This is a genomic window from Methylobacterium sp. WL18, assembly GCF_008040015.1.
In the GTDB taxonomy this organism is placed as follows: Bacteria; Pseudomonadota; Alphaproteobacteria; order Rhizobiales; family Beijerinckiaceae; genus Methylobacterium; species Methylobacterium mesophilicum.
Genome location: NZ_VRVD01000016.1, coordinates 1 through 17,422, shown reverse-complemented (window position 1 = coordinate 17,422; position 17,422 = coordinate 1). Strand labels below are relative to the sequence as shown.

The window sequence follows — 17,422 nt, the reverse complement described above, 5'->3', positions numbered from 1 at the left end:
CCGTCACTCGGGGTGGTCCCCGCACAGAGGGCGGGATCGGAGTACAGGAAACGCGACCCGAGAACGGATTCCGGTAACGCCATGAACGCAGTCTTCCCGACCCCTTCGCCGACCGCCGACTCTGCCGAGAGCCAGCGGCTGCTTTCCCCGGACGAGCTTGAGGCCGCTCTGCGCGACATCGGCGCGCGCCGGTACCATATCCTGCATCCGTTCCACCGGCTCCTGCATGACGGCAAGCTCTCGAAGGATCAGGTCCGGGCCTGGGCGTTGAACCGCTACTATTATCAGGCGATGATCCCGGTGAAGGATGCCGCCGTGCTCGCGCGGATGACCGACGCGTCCCTGCGGCGGATCTGGCGCCAGCGCATCGTCGATCATGACGGCGACCATCCGGGCGACGGCGGCATCGAGCGCTGGCTGAAGCTCGCCGAGGGCGTCGGGTTCGACCGGGACTACGTGCTCTCCACCCGGGGCATCCTGTCGGCCACGAAGTTTTCCGTCGAGGCCTACGTCCACTTCGTCGCCGAGAAGAGCCTGCTGGAGGCGATCGCCTCGTCGCTCACCGAGATGTTCTCGCCGACGATCATCTCCGAACGTGTCGCCGGGATGCTGAAGAACTACGACTTCATCACCAAGGACACGCTGGCCTATTTCGACAAGCGTCTGACCCAGGCGCCGCGCGATGCCGACTTCGCCCTCGATTACGTGAAGACGCACGCGACGACGCCTGAGCTGCAGCGGCAGGCGATGGCCGCGTTGACCTTCAAGTGCAACGTGCTCTGGACCCAGCTCGACGCTCTCTATTTCGCTTATGTCGCCCCCGGCATGATCCCGCCGGATGCCTGGACGCCCGGAACCGGTCTCGTCGCGGAGGCGCCTGTCGCCACGACAGGGTCCGGCGTTCGCAAGATGGCGGCTGACGACCGGCCGCGCCTCCCGCGGGGCGTGCGTCTGCGCCATGACGAGACCCGCGGCAAATACGTCCTGCTCGCCCCGGAGCGGACCTTCGATCTCGACGACAACGCCGTGGCGGTGCTCAAGCTGGTGGACGGTAACCGCAGCGTCGCCGCGATAGCCGACGAACTCGGCCGGACCTACGCCGCCGATCCGCGGGCCATCGAGGCCGACATCCTCGCAATGCTGGACGGGCTGGCGGAAAAACGGGTCCTGGAGCGATGAACGCACTGACGCCGAACCGGCCGGACGTTCCAGCGCCGGTGGGTCTGCTCGCCGAGCTGACTCACCGCTGCCCGCTGCGCTGCCCCTATTGCTCGAACCCGCTGGAGCTCGATCGCCGCTCCGGCGAACTCGACACTGCTACGTGGCAGCGCGTCCTGACGGAGGCGTCGGGCCTCGGCGTCCTCCACGTCCACCTGTCGGGGGGCGAGCCGACGGCGCGCAACGACATCGTCGAGATCACCAAGACCTGCGCGGATCTCGGCCTCTACTCGAACCTGATCACCTCGGGGGTGGGCGGTGCGCTGGGCAAGCTCCAGGCGCTGTACGATGTCGGGCTCGACCACGTGCAGCTCTCGGTGCAAGGCGTCGATGCCCAGAACGCCGAACGGATCGGCGGTTTGAAGAACGCGCAGCCCCAAAAGTTCGAGTTCGCCGCCAAGGTGGTCGAGCTCGGGCTGCCGCTGACGCTGAACTCGGTGATCCATCGCGGCAACATCCACGAGGTCGAGGGCTTCATCGACCTAGCGGTGAAGATGGGCGCCAAGCGTCTCGAGGTGGCGCACACGCAGTATTACGGTTGGGCCTACGTCAACCGTGCGGCCCTGATGCCCGACAAGGCGCAGGTCGATGCCTCGATCCGGATCGTCGAGGCGGCCCGCGAGCGCCTCAAGGGTCAACTCGTCATCGACCTCGTCGTGCCGGATTACTACGCGAAATACCCGAAGGCCTGCGCCGGCGGCTGGGGCCGCAAGCTGATGAACGTCACGCCCCAGGGCAAGGTCCTGCCCTGCCACGCGGCCGAGACGATCCCTGGCCTCGAGTTCTGGCACGTCACCGACCACTCGCTCGGTGAGATCTGGCGGGATTCGCCGGCCTTCACCGCCTATCGCGGAACCGACTGGATGAAGGAGCCCTGCCGCTCCTGCGACCGTCGGGAGAAGGATTGGGGCGGCTGCCGGTGTCAGGCCCTAGCGCTCGCCGGGGATGCCGCGGCGACCGATCCGGCCTGCTCGCTCTCGCCGCTCCATGCCAAGGTGCGGGCGCTGGCCGTGGAAGAGGCGGCCGAGACGCCGCCGGATTATGTGTACCGGACGATCGGCAGCAACGTCCGGTCGCCGTTCAAGGAGGACGTCAACTCGTGAAGCTTCTCGCCACGACAGCCCTCGCGCTGGTGCTGGCCGCGATGCCGGCGCTTGCCGAAGATGCGCCCAAGCCCGCAGCGGTCACCCAGGTCAACGCGGCGGCCCCGCCCAGTGCGGCCGATCTGCTGTTCGAGCAGCCGCATATGAAGAACGCGGCCCCCGGCTCGACGATCACGTACGATTATCTGCGCCGGTCCGGCATCGCCAAGGGACCGTTCGGGCCCCCCCTGTCGGATACGCTCACGCTCACGCTGGAGCCCGGTAAGAGCCCGGAGGCGCGCGACATCCGCGTCATGATGTTCTCCGGCCTGAACCGCGTGCCGGCCGGGCCCTTCGAGGACATGAGCGGCAACCCGGTGGTCTCGCTGTTCCTGGAGAACCACCTCCGCTCGCTGGCGAAGGTGCTGGAGGCCAACCCGCGTTACCTGAAGCTCGCCATCCGTAAGGGACTGCGTGAGGCTGCGACCGTGACGCCGACCAAGGTCTCGGTCGGCGGCCGCGAGGTCGATGGCTGGCGGGTCGAAATCCAGCCCTTCGCCAAGGATGCCATGGAACAGCGCATGCGCGGCATGGACAAGATGATCTACACCTTCATCACCGCCCCGGAGGTTCCCGGCGAGATCGTCTCCATCGAGGCGTCGTCGAAGAACGCCGAGGGTGGCGAATTGCTCGAGGAGAAGCTGAGCTATGATCCGAAAGCTGGCTGAACGCGGCGCGCTCGCCGTCCTCGCCCTGTCCCTGTCCGGCCTGGCCGGTTGGGCGGCCGAAGAGAACGACTATCCCACCGACGCGCGGGTCGATTACGTCTTCGGCTGCATGGCGGCCAACGGCCAGACCCGCGAGAGCATGCAGCGCTGTTCCTGCTCGCTCGACCAGCTCGCCGCGATCCTGCCCTACGACAAGTACGTGCAGGCCAGCACGGTCCTGTCGATGCGCCAGGGCATCGGCAACCGGGCGAACGAGTTCAAGGCGACCAAGGTCTTCGACGACAAGGTCGCCGATCTCCGACGCGCCCAGGCCGAGGCGGAGATCCGCTGCTACCGCGGCTGATGACCGGACCATGACGGCCGGCGTTGCGCTGGCCTGTGGTTTCGATCACACCGGGTCCCGAACCGCTCCTGAGAACGGGACCCGATCCGTGCCCCCCTCCCCCGGCCTGTCAGACCTGTTGCCCGGCCTCGGGTCGCGCACACTGGTCATGGGCATCCTCAACGTCACGCCCGATTCCTTCTCCGACGGCGGCCTGTTCTCCGGCGAGGCCGAGGCGGTTGCGCAGGCCGAGCGCCTGGTAGCCGAAGGCGCCGCGATCCTCGATATCGGTGGCGAATCGACCCGGCCGGGTCACGTTCCCGTTCCTGCCGAGGAGGAGCAGGGCCGCGTCCTGCCGGTGATCCGGGCGGTGGCGCCCCGCCTGTCCGTCCCGATCTCGATCGATACCTACAAGGCGTCCACCGCGCGTCTCGCGCTCGAAGCGGGCGCGCGCATCGTCAACGACGTCTGGGGCCTCCAACGAGAGCCCGACATCGCCTCCGTGGCGGCCGCGCACGGCGCCCCCGTGGTGATCATGCACAACCGCGAGACCATCGACGCGGATCTGGATATCGTCGCGGACCTGCGGGCCTTCTTCGAGCGCTCCCTCGACATCGCCCGGCGGGCCGGCATTCCGGAGCGCGACATCGTCCTCGATCCCGGGGTGGGATTCGGAAAGACCTGGACGCAGCACTTGGAAGTGCTTCGGCGCCTCCCCGAGATCCGGGCCCTGGGTTTTCCCGTCCTGGTCGGGGTGTCCCGCAAATCTCTGCTCGGCCGCCTGCACGATCGGGAGACCCGGCCGGCAGACCGGCTCTACGGATCGCTCGCGGCCCATGCCCTTGCGGCCACGCTCGGCGCCGACATCGTGCGGGTTCACGACGTCGCGGCCCATGTCGACGCCGTTCGGGTCGTCGACGCCGTCATGCGGCCGGACGCCCGATGAGCGCGGACCGGATCGGCGTCGCCCGCATCGCGGTGTTCGGGCGGCACGGGGTGCTGCCCGAGGAGGCGGTGCTCGGCCAGCGCTTCTACATCTCGATCGACGCGCGGCTCGACCTTGCGCCGGCCGGCCGCTCGGACGACGTCGCCCATACGGTCAGCTACGCGGACCTCACCGAGATCGCCGTATCGATCGCTACTGAGCGCCGGTTCAATCTCATCGAGGCTCTCGCCGAATCGATCGCGGCTACGATCCTCGAACGCCATGACATGGTGGAAGCGATCACGATCCGCATCGACAAGCCGAGCGCGCCGGTGCCGGCGATCCTGGATGGCGTCAACGTCGAGATCACGCGTCACCGCGGAGTGCGCGCGTGAGGGCCTATCTCGGGATCGGCAGCAATATCGGCGACATGGCCGCGATGCTCGACCGTGCGGTCGCAGGATTGGCCGCGACGCCCGGCATCGACGTTGTCGCCCGCTCGGCCGACTATCGGACGCCGCCTTGGGGCAAGACCGACCAGCCTTGGTTCCTCAACGGTGCGGTGGCCGTCGACACGGCGCTCGATCCGCATGGGCTGCTCGATGCCTGCCTCGGCGTCGAGCATGCGCTGGGGCGCATCCGCGAGGAGCGCTGGGGGCCCCGGGTTATCGATGTCGACGTGCTGGCCTACGAGGGGGCAACGGTGGACGACGCGCGGCTGGTGCTGCCGCACCGCCATGTGCGGGAGCGTGCCTTCGTGCTGGTGCCGTTGGCCGAGATCGCCCCAGACCTCGTGATCGGCGGCGAACGCGTCGCCGATGCCCTGGCCAAGCTCGACCGCACCGGGATCGAACGGGTCTGAGCCGAGGCTCGCGGACGGCTCCCCGCCCGCGAGCCCGAAGGCGTGGCCTACTTCGTGCCGGGTTCGGCCATCTCGCTGGCCTCGTCGTCGAGGAGCGGCACGTCGTATTCGCGCAGCACCTTGTCGATATCGGCCTTGCGCTTGCGCAGGATCGTGTTGAGCGAGCGCTTCCAGTCGTTCTCGCCGAGGCGCACGCCCATGGCGATCCGGTAGGCCATGGGCGGACGAGCGGGCTCCTTGAGCAGGGGCACCACCGTCATGGGCGTTCCGGATTGCTTCGCGAGCCAGCCGGCAGCCGGCCCCCACAGCACCGCCGCATCGATGTCCTTGGCCGCGAGCGCCCCGACGATCTCGGCGCCGACGGTCTGGAACTTCCGTGCCGGATCGAGCTGATAGGGCGCGTAGGCCTTCATGGTCGAGACGAGGCCGCGATCGCCCATCCGATTCACCGGCGGGGTGCCGGCGATGACCCCGATCGCCTTGCCCTTCAGCCGCGGATCGTCGAGGGCGGTGATGCCGTCGAGTTCACCCGTGCGGGTGACCAGCACGTAGGACGAGCGATAGTAGGGATTGGTGGTTTGGACGAGGTCGCTGCCGAAGGCCTGGCCCATGATCAGGTCGCACAGGCCGGTACCCAGCGTGTTGCGCACGAAGCCCGGACCTTGGGTCAGCCAGTAGTAACGGACCTTGATCTTCAGTTCGTCGGCGATGATCGCCGCGATCTTGTTCTCGAAGCCGTCTTCCTTACGCTCGGAAAACGGCATATTGCCGGGATCGCCGCAGACGCGCAGCACATCGGTCGTAACCGTGTCCGGCAGGTGCTGCGCGGCAGCCCCCTGCGCCACCGTCATCGACAGGGCGCAGAGGGCGAGCGTCCGGGTGAAGGACGATGCAGGGGAGGACATCAGCCGCCCATGCACTCCTTCTCGGCCTTCCGGGCGGTCTCGGGCTTGTCCTCGTGGTCCGAGGGACGAACGCGACCGATCGCACCGTCGGCCCGGGCCTTGAGGTAGGTGTAGAGGTCGTCCGAATAGCACATGACGTTCTTGTTATCGCCAAAGGCCGGCATGACCTTCTGCTCGGAGGCGCTCACGTCCTGCTTGCCGCCCACCAGGATGCCGATGAACTCCTCGTACGAGAGGTGCTTCAGCGAGTCCTTCAGGGCCGGCGCGTAGGTCGAGCCCATGCCGTCCGGACCGTGGCAGACGTGGCACTCGGCGTGATAGCGGCGGTACCCGGAGTAGGTGTACCAGTCGAGCTTCTTGCCATCGTTGGTGACGTGGTACGTCGGATGGCCGTCGGCATCGACGTACTTGCCGTCCTCGACCTTAACGGCAGCGTTCTTCTTCAGTAGTGCGGGGTCCTGCTCGGCGGTCTTGTCGTTCGCGTTGAGCGAATTGGCGAGAGCCGGATCGGCAGGCTTGGCATCCTCAGCATGTACGGCAACCGCGGAAACGGTCGCTAGGGCGAGGGCGGCGAGAAACGGCCGCGTGACGATGTTGCTGAGGTTGTGCAACGCGTAGTCTCCCTGGAGCGAGGCCCTTCGTCTCGCTTAGAGCCGTAGCCTCTTACGACAAATTCTAATCACAAGGATGCCGGCGCGGAAACCCGCGCCGGCACCATTTCGACAGCTAAACCCTGCGGCCGATTAGTTCGGCAGAGCGAAGACGGTCAGCTGACCACCGAGGTTGGTGTACTGCGAGAGGGCTGCGTAGCCGCCCACCGCGCCGAGACCGGCGTTCGGGTCGGTCAGGCCGGCCGCGAGGCCGATGCCGGCCCAGCCGCCGACGCCCGACAGGACGCCCACGTACTGCTTGCCCTTGAGCTGGTAGGTCATCACGTTGCCGATGATGCCCGACGGCGTCTTGAACTTGAACAGCTCCTTGCCGGTCTTGTCGTCGACGGCCTTCAGGTAACCTTCGAGGGTACCGTAGAACACCACGTCACCGGCGGTGGCGAGAGCACCGGACCAAACCGAGAACTGCTCGGCGTTGGACCACTTGATCTTACCGTTGACGCCGTCCCAGGCGATGAAGTTACCCATGCCGCCGTGCGAGTTCGGGGCCGGGTACATCGACAGGGTCGCACCGACGTAGGGCTGGCCCGGGGTGTAGGTCACCCGGAACGGCTCGTAGTCCATGCAGACGTGGTTGGTGGGCACGTAGAACAGGTTGGTCTTCGGCGAGAAGGCAGCAGGCTGCTGATCCTTGGTGCCGAGGGCCGCCGGGCAGATACCCTTGGAGTTGGTATCTTCGCCGTTCTGCTCGGTCGAGTACTTCGACACGACCAGCGGCCGGCCGTAGTTCTTCGAACCCTTGTCCATATCGACCTTGGTCGCCCAGTTGACGGCCGGATCGAACTTCTCGGCGACCAGGAGGGCGCCGGTCTCGCGGTTCAGCGTGTAGCCGAAGCCGTTACGGTCGAAGTGGGTCAGGAGCGGCTGCTCCTTGCCGTCAACCTTCTGATCCGTGAGGATCATCTCGTTGATGCCGTCGTAGTCCCACTCGTCGTGCGGGGTCATCTGGTAGACCCACTTGGCGACGCCGGTATCCGGGTTACGTGCCCAGATGGTCATCGACCACTTGTTGTCGCCCGGACGCTGCTTGGGGTTCCAGGTCGAGGGGTTGCCCGAGCCGTAGTACATCAGGTCGAGCTTGGGGTCGTACGAGAACCAGCCCCAGGTGCAGCCGCCGCCGGTCTTCCACTGATCGCCTTCCCAGGTCTTCAGCGAAGAATCCTTGCCGACCGGCTTGCCGAGCGAGGTGGTCTTCTCCGGGTCGACCAGCATCTGGTCGTCCGGGCCGATGGAGTAGCCGCGCCACACCTTCTTGCCGGTCTTCAGGTCGTAGGCGGTGACGTGGCACTGCACGCCGAACTCGCCGCCCGAGATGCCGACGATGACCTTGTCCTTCACGGGCAGAACCGTGGCGGTGTTGGTCTCGCCCTTCTTCGGGTCGCCGTTGACGACGGACCAGTTCACCTTACCGGTCTTGGCGTCGAGCGACACGAGGGTGGTGTCGGCCTGGTGCAGCAGGATGGTGCCGTCGGCATAGGCGAGGCCGCGGTTGACCGTGTCACAGCACATGACCGGGATCACGGACGGATCCTGCTTCGGCTCGTACTTCCAGACGATCTTGGCCTCGTGGTCGAGGTCCAGGGCGTACACGATGTTCGGGAACGGCGTGTGGACATACATCATGTTGCCGATCACGAGCGGCGAGCCCTCGTGGCCGCGCAGCACGCCGGTCGAGAAGGTCCAGGCAACCTGGAGGTTCTTCACGTTCGCCGAGGTGATCTGGTCGAGCTTCGAATAACGGGTGTTGCCGTAGTCGACCGTCTGAAGCGCTTGTTCCGCCGGGTTGGCGATGCTCTTCAGGACGCTTTCGTTGGCCAGCGCGGGCGCGGCGAGTGCCGCGACACCTGCGCCGAGCGCGAGGAGATGTACCGCTCTCATGGGTTCCTCCGACAAGTCTTAAGAGTCGTACAGACGCACTTCGAGAGTGGCGTCGCTCGGACCCCGACCTGACTGTTTGCGACAGGGATGGACGCTTCGGTAGCGGGCGTAGCGGACTTGAAGTGACCCAAAGGTCTCTTCGCCAGGAGCCGCCATCCCTGAGGCGGCCCCCTCGAAACCGAAGCTTGCCCGGACCTTAAGAGATTTTTGAGCGCCGTCAACTCGATGTTGCGGAGCCCTGGGGACACGGTGAAAGCTTCTTTTCGCGTAACAAAACACGCGTGAATGTCATTGCTATGCGGCGCGAAATGCTGCGCTGCACAAACCAGGCTGCGGCTATTTAGTCCCATCTCAGGCTGCCGAGCACGCTGTCCATGCAGTTCTTGCACGCCCGGGCGGTGTTGCCAGTTCCATTATGCTTGGACTGCTTGATGAGCTTGACCGTGATCGTCACTCGGCGCGCGTGCGGAGAGCTGGATCAATCGCGGTGCGAAATGGCCGAGCTTGGGAAACGACAGCGTTTTCAGAGGTTGAACACTGTGCGCCCTCTCGCCGCACGGGTGGGATGCGGCGTTTTGAAACCCGTCGCACGCCATCCTCACGAGGCTGTGATTGCCGAATCGTCCCGACTCAGTTCGAGCAGCTGGATTGAGGAACAGTCACGCGGGCCAGGCAGGCTGTTCAGCCGGCATCTGCGTCTTCAGGCTTAGGCCGGGAACCACTCGGTGCACGACGGCTGCGCTCCGCTACGAACCCTTGGTCAGCCAGCGTTGCCGGCAGGCTGCGACTTTGGTTGTAGGGGCTCACAGCGCGCCGACGTCGCCGATGCTCTCGAATTCGGCGCTGTCGCCGACGAGGTCCGTAAGGGAGATGTCGAGGCGGCGGCCGGTCTTGAGACGGAGCTGGGCATCGGGTTCGAGCCAGATCGGTCTCAAGCCGGCATGGCTGCCGTGGAGATCGCCGTAGGCGAACACGCCGCCCTGCCTTCGCTCCACGACGACACGGTAGCGGACACGAACGCTTTGGCATCCCTCGGCCGTGACGAGGCCGCGCCCCGTCAGCGTCGTCAGGATCTCGTTCGGTTCGAACATACGCGTGACGCGGTGCTAGGATTAAGTGGCAATGTCGCTTGCCACTTAATCCTAGCACCGCGACGTGTCACGCCCTCGTGACCGGATAGTTTCGCGATCCGGCTGCTGTGTCGATCGGCAGGCGTTTCGACGGCGCTCCTTGAGGTGGCAAGTGTGGGCCGACGAGAAGGTCTGCAATCCCTCCAATGGCCAAGGTCGTCGTCGCGAGCTTGACGACGATGCGCCGTCCCGGACAATCGGACCTCGGAGGGAGGTCCGCGAAGGCGACCGACCCGCATCGTGCGTGAAGGACGATCGTGATCGGGCGCACACAATTGGCCCTGGCGGCCCTGTTCCTTGTCGCATCGGGGGCGCGAGCCGTTGCCGAGACCGTTCACGACGGGCAACTCTGGCTGAATACAACCCTGTTCGGTTCATTCGGCGACGTCGCATACTTCGCCGAAGTTCAACCCCGCTTCGGCAAGGGCATCTCCCAGCTCGACCAGCTTCTGCTGCGCCCTGCCTTGGGCTGGAAGGTCAACAACGGCCTCACCCTCTACCAGGGTTACGCTTACGTCGAAGACCACGGGATGCCCGGCGGGGTGGGGACCGAGGATCGGAGCTTTCAGGAGATCAACTGGCAGATCGGCACAGTCTCCGGCGTGAAGGTTTCGTCCCGCACGCGCTTCGAGCAACGGTGGCAATCGGCCGGCCGGGATGTCGGCTTCCGCCTGCGCGAGAATCTGCGCTTCGCCGTGCCGCTGACGCAGGCGACGACAAGCGTCGCAGCTCTTGGCTGGACGGAGGCGTTCTTGGCCTTGAACGATACGGATTGGGGTGCGCGGGCCGGCTTCGATCGGATCCGCACTTTCGTGGGGCTGGAAGTGCCGATCGGCGGACGATCGACGGTCGAGATCGGCTACCTCAACCAAACCGCCAGCGCGCCGGGCAGCGGCGTGGCAGTCGACCATATCCTGTCGCTGAACCTGTTCGTGCGGAACTAGATCGCCCGCGGCGCAGGGGATTTCTTGGCTCGTCGGTCAGATTGACCTGATCGGACAAGTTCGGGCCGGGCCCGATGGTTTGGATGCAGCCACCGGCCAAACGCATCGTCGCTGGGATCGATCGATTCAGACGCCCCGGGCAGGTCTGGCCGCACGCCAGCCTTAGCCTGGGCCACAGCCCGACACACGGCTTGTAAGCGGTGGACGAGGCGCGGAGGAAGATCCTTCCGCCGTGATCCCGGGACGACCGGGCCGTTTTCGGACCGGCCTGGGAAAGCGTTGCCGCTTGCTGGCTGCACCCGTTGCAGCAAACACCGTCGCAGCGCCCGTCCAAAACCCTAGCCGTCGACGCCCGCCTGATCCGCCGCGTTCGTCGGCTCCAGCTCCCGGACCACGATGCGGCCGTGCTCGACCGAGAGGGCCAAGCGGCCCTGCTTCAGGGCCAGGGCCTTGTCGCCGAACAGGGTCCGACGCCAGCCTTGCAGAGCGGCGACCTCGGCGGTGTCGTCGTCTGCGATGGCCTCCAGATCGTCCACCGTCGCGATGATCTTGGGCGCCACGGCCTCGGATTCGCACACCGCCTTGAGCAGCACCTTCAGCAATTCCACGATGGCACCGTTGCCGCCGCTCCGGCGCATCCGCTCCGGTATGCGGATGTCACCGGTGTCCCGGGTGAGGCCGCGCTCCACGGCCGCCAGGATGTCGGCTCCGGTGCGCGAACGCTCGAACCCCGCCGGGATCGTCCGCAGCCGGCCCAGGGCCTCGGCACCGCGCGGCGCCGCCGAGGCGATGTCGATCACCGCCTCGTCCTTCAGGACGCGCCCGCGGGGGACGTTCCGGGTCTGCGCTTCGCTCTCGCGCCAGGCCGCCACCTCCATCAGCACGGCGATCTCACGGGGCTTGCGCATCCGTCCGGAAAGCCGCCGCCAGGCCTGGGCCGGGTCGGCCCGGTAGGTTTCCGGCGAAGTCAGAACCGCCATCTCCTCATCGAGCCAGGCGCCGCGATCGGTGCGCAGCAACTCGGCGACCAGGACTTCGTAGACCTTCACCAGATGGGTGACGTCCGAGAGGGCGTAGCTGAGCTGGGCTTCGGAGAGCGGGCGCCGCGACCAGTCGGTGAACCGCGAGGACTTGTCGATCTTGGCCTTGGCCACGTCGTTGACGAGCTGCTCGTACGAGACGGAGTCGCCGTAGCCGCAGACCATGGCGGCGACCTGCGTGTCGAAGAACGGCTGCGGCAGGATCCCGCCCATCAGCCAGATGATCTCGAGGTCCTGGCGGGCCGAGTGGAACACCTTCACGGTCCGCTCGTCGGCCATCAGGTCGATGAACGGCTGCAGGTCGATGCCCGCCGCCAGGGGATCGACCAATACGCCGGTCCCATCCGGTGCCGCGATCTGGATCAGGCACAGTTTCGGGTAGTACGTCGTCTCGCGCATGAACTCCGTGTCGACGGTCACGAAGGGTTGCTCGGCGAGACGCGAGCAGACGTCGTGCAGCGCGGCGGTGGTGGTAATCAGGTCCATGAACCCGGCTATACGCAACCGGCGCCGTCATGGGGAGACGCCTGCGTGAAGGTCCCCATGTTTCACACGGTCCTTATTGCGCCCGGTCGGTCCGCCAAGGCCGTTCGCCGTCGCGCCTGAGCCTGCCGGCGGATCCGCATCGCGTCGGCCCGGCGCTGGGCATCGGCGCGCCCGAGCAAGCGGTCGAGGATGCCGGTCTCGATGCGCTCGCCCGTGGCGCCGTCGGTCAGCCGGCGGATCCGGTCGACCCGGAAGCCGCGATAGCCGCCCCGGCGGGCGTCGACGCCGCCCAGAAGCGTCCGGCCCGGACCGAGCTTCAGTTCGCGCGCCGACAGGGAGCGGTTGCTCCAGGCACCGGTCGCGTCCTCGTAGACCAGGTCGAAATGCCCCGCGAGCGGCAGTGTGCGCCAAGCGCCGGACGGGCTTTCGACGGGCCCGGCGGGCCGGCCGACAGAAACGGAAAAAGCGTTTTGGCTCATGGACATCATATGGGGATCGCGGGTCCCGTCCGGTAGGTCGGCGGCCCGGTTCGGCACGGGTTTCCGGCGTCGCGTGCTTGACTTGGGGGGCCTCGCGTGAATGGTGCCGGCCTTCCCAGAGAAGAAGCCCGTCATGCACCGTTACCGTTCCCACACCTGCGGGGCGCTCCGCCCGTCCGACGTCGGACAGACCGTCCGGCTCTCCGGCTGGTGCCACCGCATCCGCGACCATGGTGGCGTGCTGTTCATCGACCTGCGGGACCATTACGGGCTCACGCAATGCGTGGTCGATTCCGACTCGCCCGCCTTCAAGGCCGCAGAGGTCGCGCGCTCGGAATGGGTCGTGCGCATCGACGGGCGCGTGCGCACCCGGCCCGCCGGCACCGAGAACGCTGAGCTGCCGACCGGAGCGGTCGAGGTCTACATCGACGATCTGGAGGTGCTGGGCCCGGCCGGTGAGCTGCCGCTGCCGGTCTTCGGCGATCTCGAATACCCGGAGGAGACGCGGCTGCGGTACCGCTTCCTCGACCTGCGCCGGGACAAGCTCCACGCCAACATCATGAAGCGCGGGGCGATCATCGACGCGCTGCGCCGCCGGATGCGCGACGGCGGCTTCTTCGAGTTCCAGACACCGATCCTCACCGCGTCGTCGCCCGAGGGCGCGCGCGACTACCTCGTGCCGTCCCGGGTCCATCCCGGAAAGTTCTACGCGCTCCCGCAGGCGCCGCAGCAGTTCAAGCAGCTGACGATGATCGCGGGCTTCGACCGCTATTTCCAGATCGCGCCCTGCTTCCGCGACGAGGACGCCCGGGCCGACCGCTCGCCGGGCGAATTCTACCAGCTCGATATCGAGATGAGCTTCGTCACCCAGGAGGACGTGTTCCAGGCGGTTGAGCCGGTCCTGCGCGGCGTCTTCGAAGAGTTCGCCGAGGGCAAGCGCGTCACCAAGGCGTTCCCGCGCATCACCTTCGCGGATTCCATGCTGAAGTACGGCGTCGACAAGCCGGACCTGCGCAATCCCCTCATCATCGCCGACGTCACCGACGAGTTCGCCCGGGACGACGTGGCGTTCAAGGCCTTCAAGGGCGTCATCAGTGCCGGCGGCGTGGTCCGGGCGATCCCGGCGACCGGAGCCGCGTCGCAGCCGCGCTCGTTCTTCGACAAGCTCAACGACTGGGCCCGCTCAGAGGGCGCGCCCGGGCTCGGCTACGTCGTGTTCGAGGACGACGGCGGCCAGCTCACCGGCAAGGGGCCGATCGCCAAGTTCATCCCGGCCGAGGTCCAGGCCCTGATCGCGCAGAAGACCGGCGCCAAGGCGGGCGACGCGGTGTTCTTCTCCGCCGGGACCGAGGCCAAGGCGGCGGCGCTCGCCGGCAAGGCCCGCATCCGCATCGGCGACGAACTGGGCCTCTGTGACAAGGACCAGTACGCGTTCTGCTGGATCACCGACTTCCCGATGTACGAGTGGAGCGAAGAGGAGAAGCGGATCGACTTCTCCCACAACCCGTTCTCGATGCCGAACATCGACCGCGAGGACTTTTTGGCGCTCGACCTCGATGCCCTGGCCACAGAGGGCCAGGACGGCGAAGTCACAAAAAGAATCTTGGGCATCAAGGCGTTCCAGTACGACATCGTCTGCAACGGCATCGAGCTGTCCTCGGGCGCGATCCGCAATCATCGCCCCGACGTGATGCAGAAGGCCTTCGCCATCGCGGGCTACGGCCACGAGGTGCTGGAGCAGAAGTTCGGCGGCATGCTCAACGCCTTGCGCATGGGCGCCCCGCCGCACGGTGGCATCGCCCCGGGAGTCGACCGCATCGTCATGCTCCTGTGCAACGAGCCGAACATCCGCGAGGTCGTGCTGTTCCCGATGAACCAGCGCGCCGAGGACCTGATGATGGGCGCGCCCTCCGAGGCCACGCCCAAGCAGCTGCGCGAGCTGCACATCCGCCTGAACCTGCCCGAGAAGAAGGCGTAAGCGCAGGCGGACCGGTCGCGCCGTGGCGAGCCTCGTCGCGGTCGTCGTCGCCCATGACAGCGCCGACGTGCTGCCGGCCTGTCTGGCGGCACTGGCGCGGCAGCACGTGCCGGCGATCGTGGTCGACAACGCCAGCCGGGACGCCTCCGTTTCAGTCTCGGAGGCCGCCGGCGCGCGGGTGATCCGCAACCCCCGCAACGAGGGCTACGGCCGCGCCAACAATATCGGCGTCGCCGCGGCGGAGACGGCGGAGCGGGTCCTCGTCGTCAACCCGGACGTGGTCCTGCAGCCTGGAGCCGTCGATGCGTTGCTGGCGGCGGCCGCCGCTTGGCCGGATGCGGGCCTGCTGGCGCCGCGCCTGGTCGAGCCGGACGGGCGGTTCTTCTACCAGGCGCGCTCACTGCTGGCGCCGTACCTTCCCAACCCGGGCGGACGCCCGGCCCTGCCCGAGGGCGATGCCTGCGCCCCGTTCCTGTCCGGGGCCTGCCTGATGATCGCGCGGGCCCTGTTCCTCGACCTCGGGGGCTTCGACCCGAACATCTTCCTGTTCTACGAGGACGACGACCTCTGTCGGCGCGTGGCGGATGCGGGCCGCGCCCTCGTCCATGTCCACGGCGCTGTGGCGCTGCACGGCCGCGGTCGCTCGTCGGCGCCGGAGCCCGGACGGGTTTTCCGTTCGCGCTGGCATCAGGCCTGGTCGCGGGCCTATGTCAGCCGCAAATACGGCCTGCCCGACCCGAGCGTGTCCCACCTCATGACCAACCTGCCGAAGGCCGGCCTCTCGGCGCTCGTCCTGCGCCGGTCCGGGTTGGAGCGGTACGGCGGCTCCGCGTCCGGCGCCCTCGCCTTCCTGCGCGGCCGGGACGCCTTGGCCCGCGAGGGGCTGCGCTGATGGCCGGCCTCACGATCGCGACCGCCCTGGCGCGCGGCCGCAACGGCTTCACCGGCCTGCGCTTGGTTCTCGCGCTGGCGGTGGTCGTCTCGCATGCCTTCAGCGTCGCCACCGGGGCCGCGGGCGACGAGCCGCTGGCGCGGCTCACCGGCTACACCCTGGGCGAGCACGCGGTGAACGGCTTCTTCGCGGTCTCGGGGTTTCTCGTCACCATGAGCTGCGATCGGCGCGGGCTCCGGGACTACACGCTTGCCCGCGCCCTGCGGATCCTCCCGGGCTTCGTCGCCGCCACCATGGTCGTTTCCCTGCTCCTCGGAGCCGCGATGACGCGCCTGCCGCTGGGCGAGTACCTGCGCGATCCCGCCGTCTGGTCGTTCGTGCGCGGGACGCTGACCGCCTTCAAGAGCAACGCCGCCCTGCCCGGCGTCTTCGAGGCCAACCCGTATCGGGCGCCGCTCGGCACGATCTGGACCCTGAAATACGAGTCTCTCTGCTACCTGGGCGTGCTGCTCGCCGCCCTGTGCGGCCTCCTCCGCCGGCGGATCCCGGTGCTCTTGATCGTCGCGGGGCTCGCCGTCGCCCTGACGGCCGCCACAGCTTGGCGTGGCCCCGAGTTGCCGAAGGGTCTGGAGACGGCCCTGCGGCTGCCGCTCATCTTTTCGGCCGGCGCCGGACTGTATCTGTGTCGCGACAGCCTGCGCGTCTCGAGTGTCGTCCTCGCCGGCCTGGCCGTCGCGGCCACGCTCCTCGCCCGAACGCCGGCCTACCCGACCCTGCTGTTCCTGGCGGAAGCCTACGGCGCCGTGTGGCTCGCCCTCGGGCCGATGGCGCGCGGCCTGTTCGATCCGAGGGCCGACCTGTCCTACGGGATCTATCTCTACGGCTGGCCGATACAGCAGAGCCTGCATGCCCTCTGGCCCGAGCCCTCCGGCCTCGCCCTGCTCGCTCCCGCGCTCGCGGTGACGCTGCCGGTGGCGGCGCTGTCCTGGTACGGCATCGAACGGCCGGCACTGGCCCTCAAGGCGCGGGCGCTCGGCCGACGCAGCCTCGGCACGATCGAGCCTGCCGGGCCGTGAGCACCCTCCCCCCATCGGCCGCGCTGGCCCTTGCGGCGCGGCTTCTGGAGGCCGAGGGCTTCGCCATCGTCGCCCGGAACGAGCGCGGTGACAGCCTCTATCTCGCGCTATCTAAGAGCCCCTGGCACCTGCGTCTGTCGAACCATGCACGAACCGCCAAGCAGCGCGCCCGGCGCAATGACATCCTGACGAGCCTGATCATCGATGCGCCCCGCTCTCCGGATCAGGTTCATACGCTGGTCCTGGGGGCATTGAAGAACTTCAGCGCGGCACTGACTCTACGAGAGGCTCAAGCCTCGACCTCGGCCTCGGGCTCGCGAAAGTAGGGTTCGACGGTCCCCTTCAGCTTCACGGTCATCGGGTTGCCGGCCCGATCGAGGGTCTTGCCGGCCGAGAGGCGGACCCAGCCCTCGCTGACGCAATATTCCTCGACGTTGGTCTTATCGACGCCCTTGAATCGCACGCCGACGCCGCGCTCCAGCATGGCCTCGTCGTAGAACGGGCTGTTCGGGTTCGCGGCCAGGCGGTCGGGAGGCGTGTCGGTCATCGTCCGGATCTCGGGTCGGTTTCGTGTGCGGCCCCGCGCGCGTCCGGCAGGGCGAAGGGCTCGCCGGTACGGGAATCCGGCTCGGCGCGCAACGCCGCGAGCAGGTCGGCGATCTGCCCGCTCTGCAACAGCGGCACCAGCCGCGTCACCGTCGCGTGCGGCTGGTCCCACCAGGCGGTCTCCACCAGCGCCGCCACGGTGGCCTCGTCGAAGCGGCGGCGGACCACCCGGGCCGGGTTGCCGGCGACCACCGCGTAGG

Annotated in this window: 19 protein-coding genes and 1 pseudogene; 12 read left to right on the top strand and 8 right to left on the bottom strand. The window is 67.5% G+C overall.

What is annotated here, in order from left to right; all coding sequences use genetic code 11:
- Positions 1–81 precede the first annotated feature (81 nt).
- The 7 genes from pqqC to folK all read left to right on the top strand — a co-directional run bounded on the left by pqqC (position 82) and on the right by folK (position 5,137).
- The gene (pqqC, locus tag FV228_RS03440; RefSeq protein WP_147853305.1) at positions 82–1,179 is read left to right on the top strand and encodes a pyrroloquinoline-quinone synthase PqqC; all 1,098 of its coding nucleotides are present in this window, start codon (positions 82–84) and stop codon (positions 1,177–1,179) included.
- Positions 1,176–2,321, top strand: a complete 1,146-nt coding sequence (gene pqqE, locus FV228_RS03435; RefSeq protein ID WP_147853304.1) for a pyrroloquinoline quinone biosynthesis protein PqqE — start codon at positions 1,176–1,178, stop codon at positions 2,319–2,321. Before pqqC ends, pqqE begins: the two co-directional genes overlap by 4 nt.
- Positions 2,318–3,028, top strand: coding sequence for a hypothetical protein (locus FV228_RS03430; RefSeq protein ID WP_147853303.1), 711 nt, complete (start codon positions 2,318–2,320; stop codon positions 3,026–3,028). The genes pqqE and FV228_RS03430 overlap by 4 nt, the downstream gene beginning before the upstream one ends.
- Positions 3,009–3,371 (top strand): hypothetical protein, encoded by a 363-nt coding sequence (locus tag FV228_RS03425; protein WP_147853302.1) that lies wholly within the window; start codon positions 3,009–3,011, stop codon positions 3,369–3,371. The genes FV228_RS03430 and FV228_RS03425 overlap by 20 nt, the downstream gene beginning before the upstream one ends.
- A gap of 88 nt (positions 3,372–3,459) precedes the next feature.
- Entirely contained in the window at positions 3,460–4,296 is an 837-nt protein-coding gene (gene folP / locus FV228_RS03420; RefSeq protein WP_147853301.1) for a dihydropteroate synthase, read from the top strand.
- Positions 4,293–4,670: a dihydroneopterin aldolase gene (folB, locus tag FV228_RS03415; protein ID WP_147853300.1), complete on the top strand. Its 378-nt coding sequence runs from the start codon at positions 4,293–4,295 to the stop codon at positions 4,668–4,670. Before folP ends, folB begins: the two co-directional genes overlap by 4 nt.
- Complete coding sequence (gene folK / locus FV228_RS03410) at positions 4,667–5,137, top strand: 2-amino-4-hydroxy-6-hydroxymethyldihydropteridine diphosphokinase (RefSeq protein WP_147853299.1); 471 nt, start codon at positions 4,667–4,669, stop codon at positions 5,135–5,137. Before folB ends, folK begins: the two co-directional genes overlap by 4 nt.
- 47 nt (positions 5,138–5,184) lie before the next feature.
- Here folK and xoxJ read toward each other — a convergent pair whose 3' ends face one another.
- The 4 genes from xoxJ to FV228_RS03390 all read right to left on the bottom strand — a co-directional run bounded on the left by xoxJ (position 5,185) and on the right by FV228_RS03390 (position 9,682).
- Positions 5,185–6,042 carry a rare earth element methanol dehydrogenase accessory protein XoxJ gene (xoxJ, locus tag FV228_RS03405; protein ID WP_187277614.1) on the bottom strand — a complete coding sequence of 286 codons (858 nt, stop codon included), beginning with the start codon at positions 6,040–6,042 and terminating at the stop codon, positions 5,185–5,187.
- Positions 6,042–6,653, bottom strand: coding sequence for a c-type cytochrome, methanol metabolism-related (locus FV228_RS03400; protein WP_147853297.1), 612 nt, complete (start codon positions 6,651–6,653; stop codon positions 6,042–6,044). The genes xoxJ and FV228_RS03400 overlap by 1 nt, the downstream gene beginning before the upstream one ends.
- A 132-nt stretch (positions 6,654–6,785) precedes the next feature.
- Positions 6,786–8,591 carry a lanthanide-dependent methanol dehydrogenase XoxF1 gene (gene xoxF1, locus FV228_RS03395; RefSeq protein WP_147853296.1) on the bottom strand — a complete coding sequence of 602 codons (1,806 nt, stop codon included), beginning with the start codon at positions 8,589–8,591 and terminating at the stop codon, positions 6,786–6,788.
- An 803-nt stretch (positions 8,592–9,394) separates the two neighbouring features.
- Positions 9,395–9,682 carry a hypothetical protein gene (locus tag FV228_RS03390; protein WP_147853295.1) on the bottom strand — a complete coding sequence of 96 codons (288 nt, stop codon included), beginning with the start codon at positions 9,680–9,682 and terminating at the stop codon, positions 9,395–9,397.
- A gap of 296 nt (positions 9,683–9,978) precedes the next feature.
- Here FV228_RS03390 and FV228_RS03385 point away from each other — a divergent pair, with 296 nt between their 5' ends.
- Complete coding sequence (locus FV228_RS03385) at positions 9,979–10,665, top strand: DUF2490 domain-containing protein (protein ID WP_147853294.1); 687 nt, start codon at positions 9,979–9,981, stop codon at positions 10,663–10,665.
- Positions 10,666–11,003: 338 nt separating this feature from the next.
- Here FV228_RS03385 and rnd read toward each other — a convergent pair whose 3' ends face one another.
- Positions 11,004–12,191 carry a ribonuclease D gene (gene rnd / locus FV228_RS03380; RefSeq protein ID WP_147853293.1) on the bottom strand — a complete coding sequence of 396 codons (1,188 nt, stop codon included), beginning with the start codon at positions 12,189–12,191 and terminating at the stop codon, positions 11,004–11,006.
- A 62-nt stretch (positions 12,192–12,253) separates the two neighbouring features.
- Positions 12,254–12,670, bottom strand: a complete 417-nt coding sequence (locus FV228_RS03375; protein WP_187277613.1) for a hypothetical protein — start codon at positions 12,668–12,670, stop codon at positions 12,254–12,256.
- Between the two features lie 133 nt (positions 12,671–12,803).
- Between FV228_RS03375 and aspS the strand changes: the two genes are divergently transcribed.
- Genes aspS through FV228_RS03355 form a run of 4 tightly spaced genes read left to right on the top strand, consistent with a single transcriptional unit; the run spans position 12,804 to position 16,942 of the window.
- Positions 12,804–14,648, top strand: a complete 1,845-nt coding sequence (gene aspS / locus FV228_RS03370) for an aspartate--tRNA ligase (protein WP_147853292.1) — start codon at positions 12,804–12,806, stop codon at positions 14,646–14,648.
- Between the two features lie 22 nt (positions 14,649–14,670).
- Positions 14,671–15,540, top strand: coding sequence for a glycosyltransferase family 2 protein (locus FV228_RS03365; RefSeq protein WP_147853291.1), 870 nt, complete (start codon positions 14,671–14,673; stop codon positions 15,538–15,540).
- The gene (locus FV228_RS03360; protein ID WP_147853290.1) at positions 15,540–16,616 is read left to right on the top strand and encodes an acyltransferase; all 1,077 of its coding nucleotides are present in this window, start codon (positions 15,540–15,542) and stop codon (positions 16,614–16,616) included. The genes FV228_RS03365 and FV228_RS03360 overlap by 1 nt, the downstream gene beginning before the upstream one ends.
- Positions 16,613–16,942: a hypothetical protein gene (locus tag FV228_RS03355; RefSeq protein ID WP_147853289.1), complete on the top strand. Its 330-nt coding sequence runs from the start codon at positions 16,613–16,615 to the stop codon at positions 16,940–16,942. The genes FV228_RS03360 and FV228_RS03355 overlap by 4 nt, the downstream gene beginning before the upstream one ends.
- On the opposite strand, the gene FV228_RS03350 is transcribed toward FV228_RS03355, so the two are convergent.
- Positions 16,906–17,163: a DUF3297 family protein gene (locus FV228_RS03350; RefSeq protein WP_147853288.1), complete on the bottom strand. Its 258-nt coding sequence runs from the start codon at positions 17,161–17,163 to the stop codon at positions 16,906–16,908. The genes FV228_RS03355 and FV228_RS03350 overlap by 37 nt on opposite strands.
- A pseudogene (locus FV228_RS03345) lies at positions 17,160–17,422 on the bottom strand (antibiotic acetyltransferase); the annotation flags it as partial. The gene FV228_RS03350 and the pseudogene FV228_RS03345, both read right to left, overlap by 4 nt.

What these genes read in the sequence shown, in the direction of transcription:
- pqqC (WP_147853305.1), top strand. Translation starts at nt 82, where the DNA reads ATGAACGCAGTCTTCCCGACCCCTTCGCCGACCGCCGACTCTGCCGAG.
- pqqE (WP_147853304.1), top strand. Translation starts at nt 1,176, where the DNA reads ATGAACGCACTGACGCCGAACCGGCCGGACGTTCCAGCGCCGGTGGGT.
- FV228_RS03425 (WP_147853302.1), top strand. Translation starts at nt 3,009, where the DNA reads ATGATCCGAAAGCTGGCTGAACGCGGCGCGCTCGCCGTCCTCGCCCTG.
- folB (WP_147853300.1), top strand. Translation starts at nt 4,293, where the DNA reads ATGAGCGCGGACCGGATCGGCGTCGCCCGCATCGCGGTGTTCGGGCGG.
- xoxJ (WP_187277614.1), bottom strand. Translation starts at nt 6,042, where the DNA reads ATGTCCTCCCCTGCATCGTCCTTCACCCGGACGCTCGCCCTCTGCGCC.
- xoxF1 (WP_147853296.1), bottom strand. Translation starts at nt 8,591, where the DNA reads ATGAGAGCGGTACATCTCCTCGCGCTCGGCGCAGGTGTCGCGGCACTC.
- FV228_RS03390 (WP_147853295.1), bottom strand. Translation starts at nt 9,682, where the DNA reads ATGTTCGAACCGAACGAGATCCTGACGACGCTGACGGGGCGCGGCCTC.
- rnd (WP_147853293.1), bottom strand. Translation starts at nt 12,191, where the DNA reads ATGGACCTGATTACCACCACCGCCGCGCTGCACGACGTCTGCTCGCGT.
- FV228_RS03375 (WP_187277613.1), bottom strand. Translation starts at nt 12,670, where the DNA reads ATGAGCCAAAACGCTTTTTCCGTTTCTGTCGGCCGGCCCGCCGGGCCC.
- aspS (WP_147853292.1), top strand. Translation starts at nt 12,804, where the DNA reads ATGCACCGTTACCGTTCCCACACCTGCGGGGCGCTCCGCCCGTCCGAC.
- FV228_RS03360 (WP_147853290.1), top strand. Translation starts at nt 15,540, where the DNA reads ATGGCCGGCCTCACGATCGCGACCGCCCTGGCGCGCGGCCGCAACGGC.
- FV228_RS03350 (WP_147853288.1), bottom strand. Translation starts at nt 17,163, where the DNA reads ATGACCGACACGCCTCCCGACCGCCTGGCCGCGAACCCGAACAGCCCG.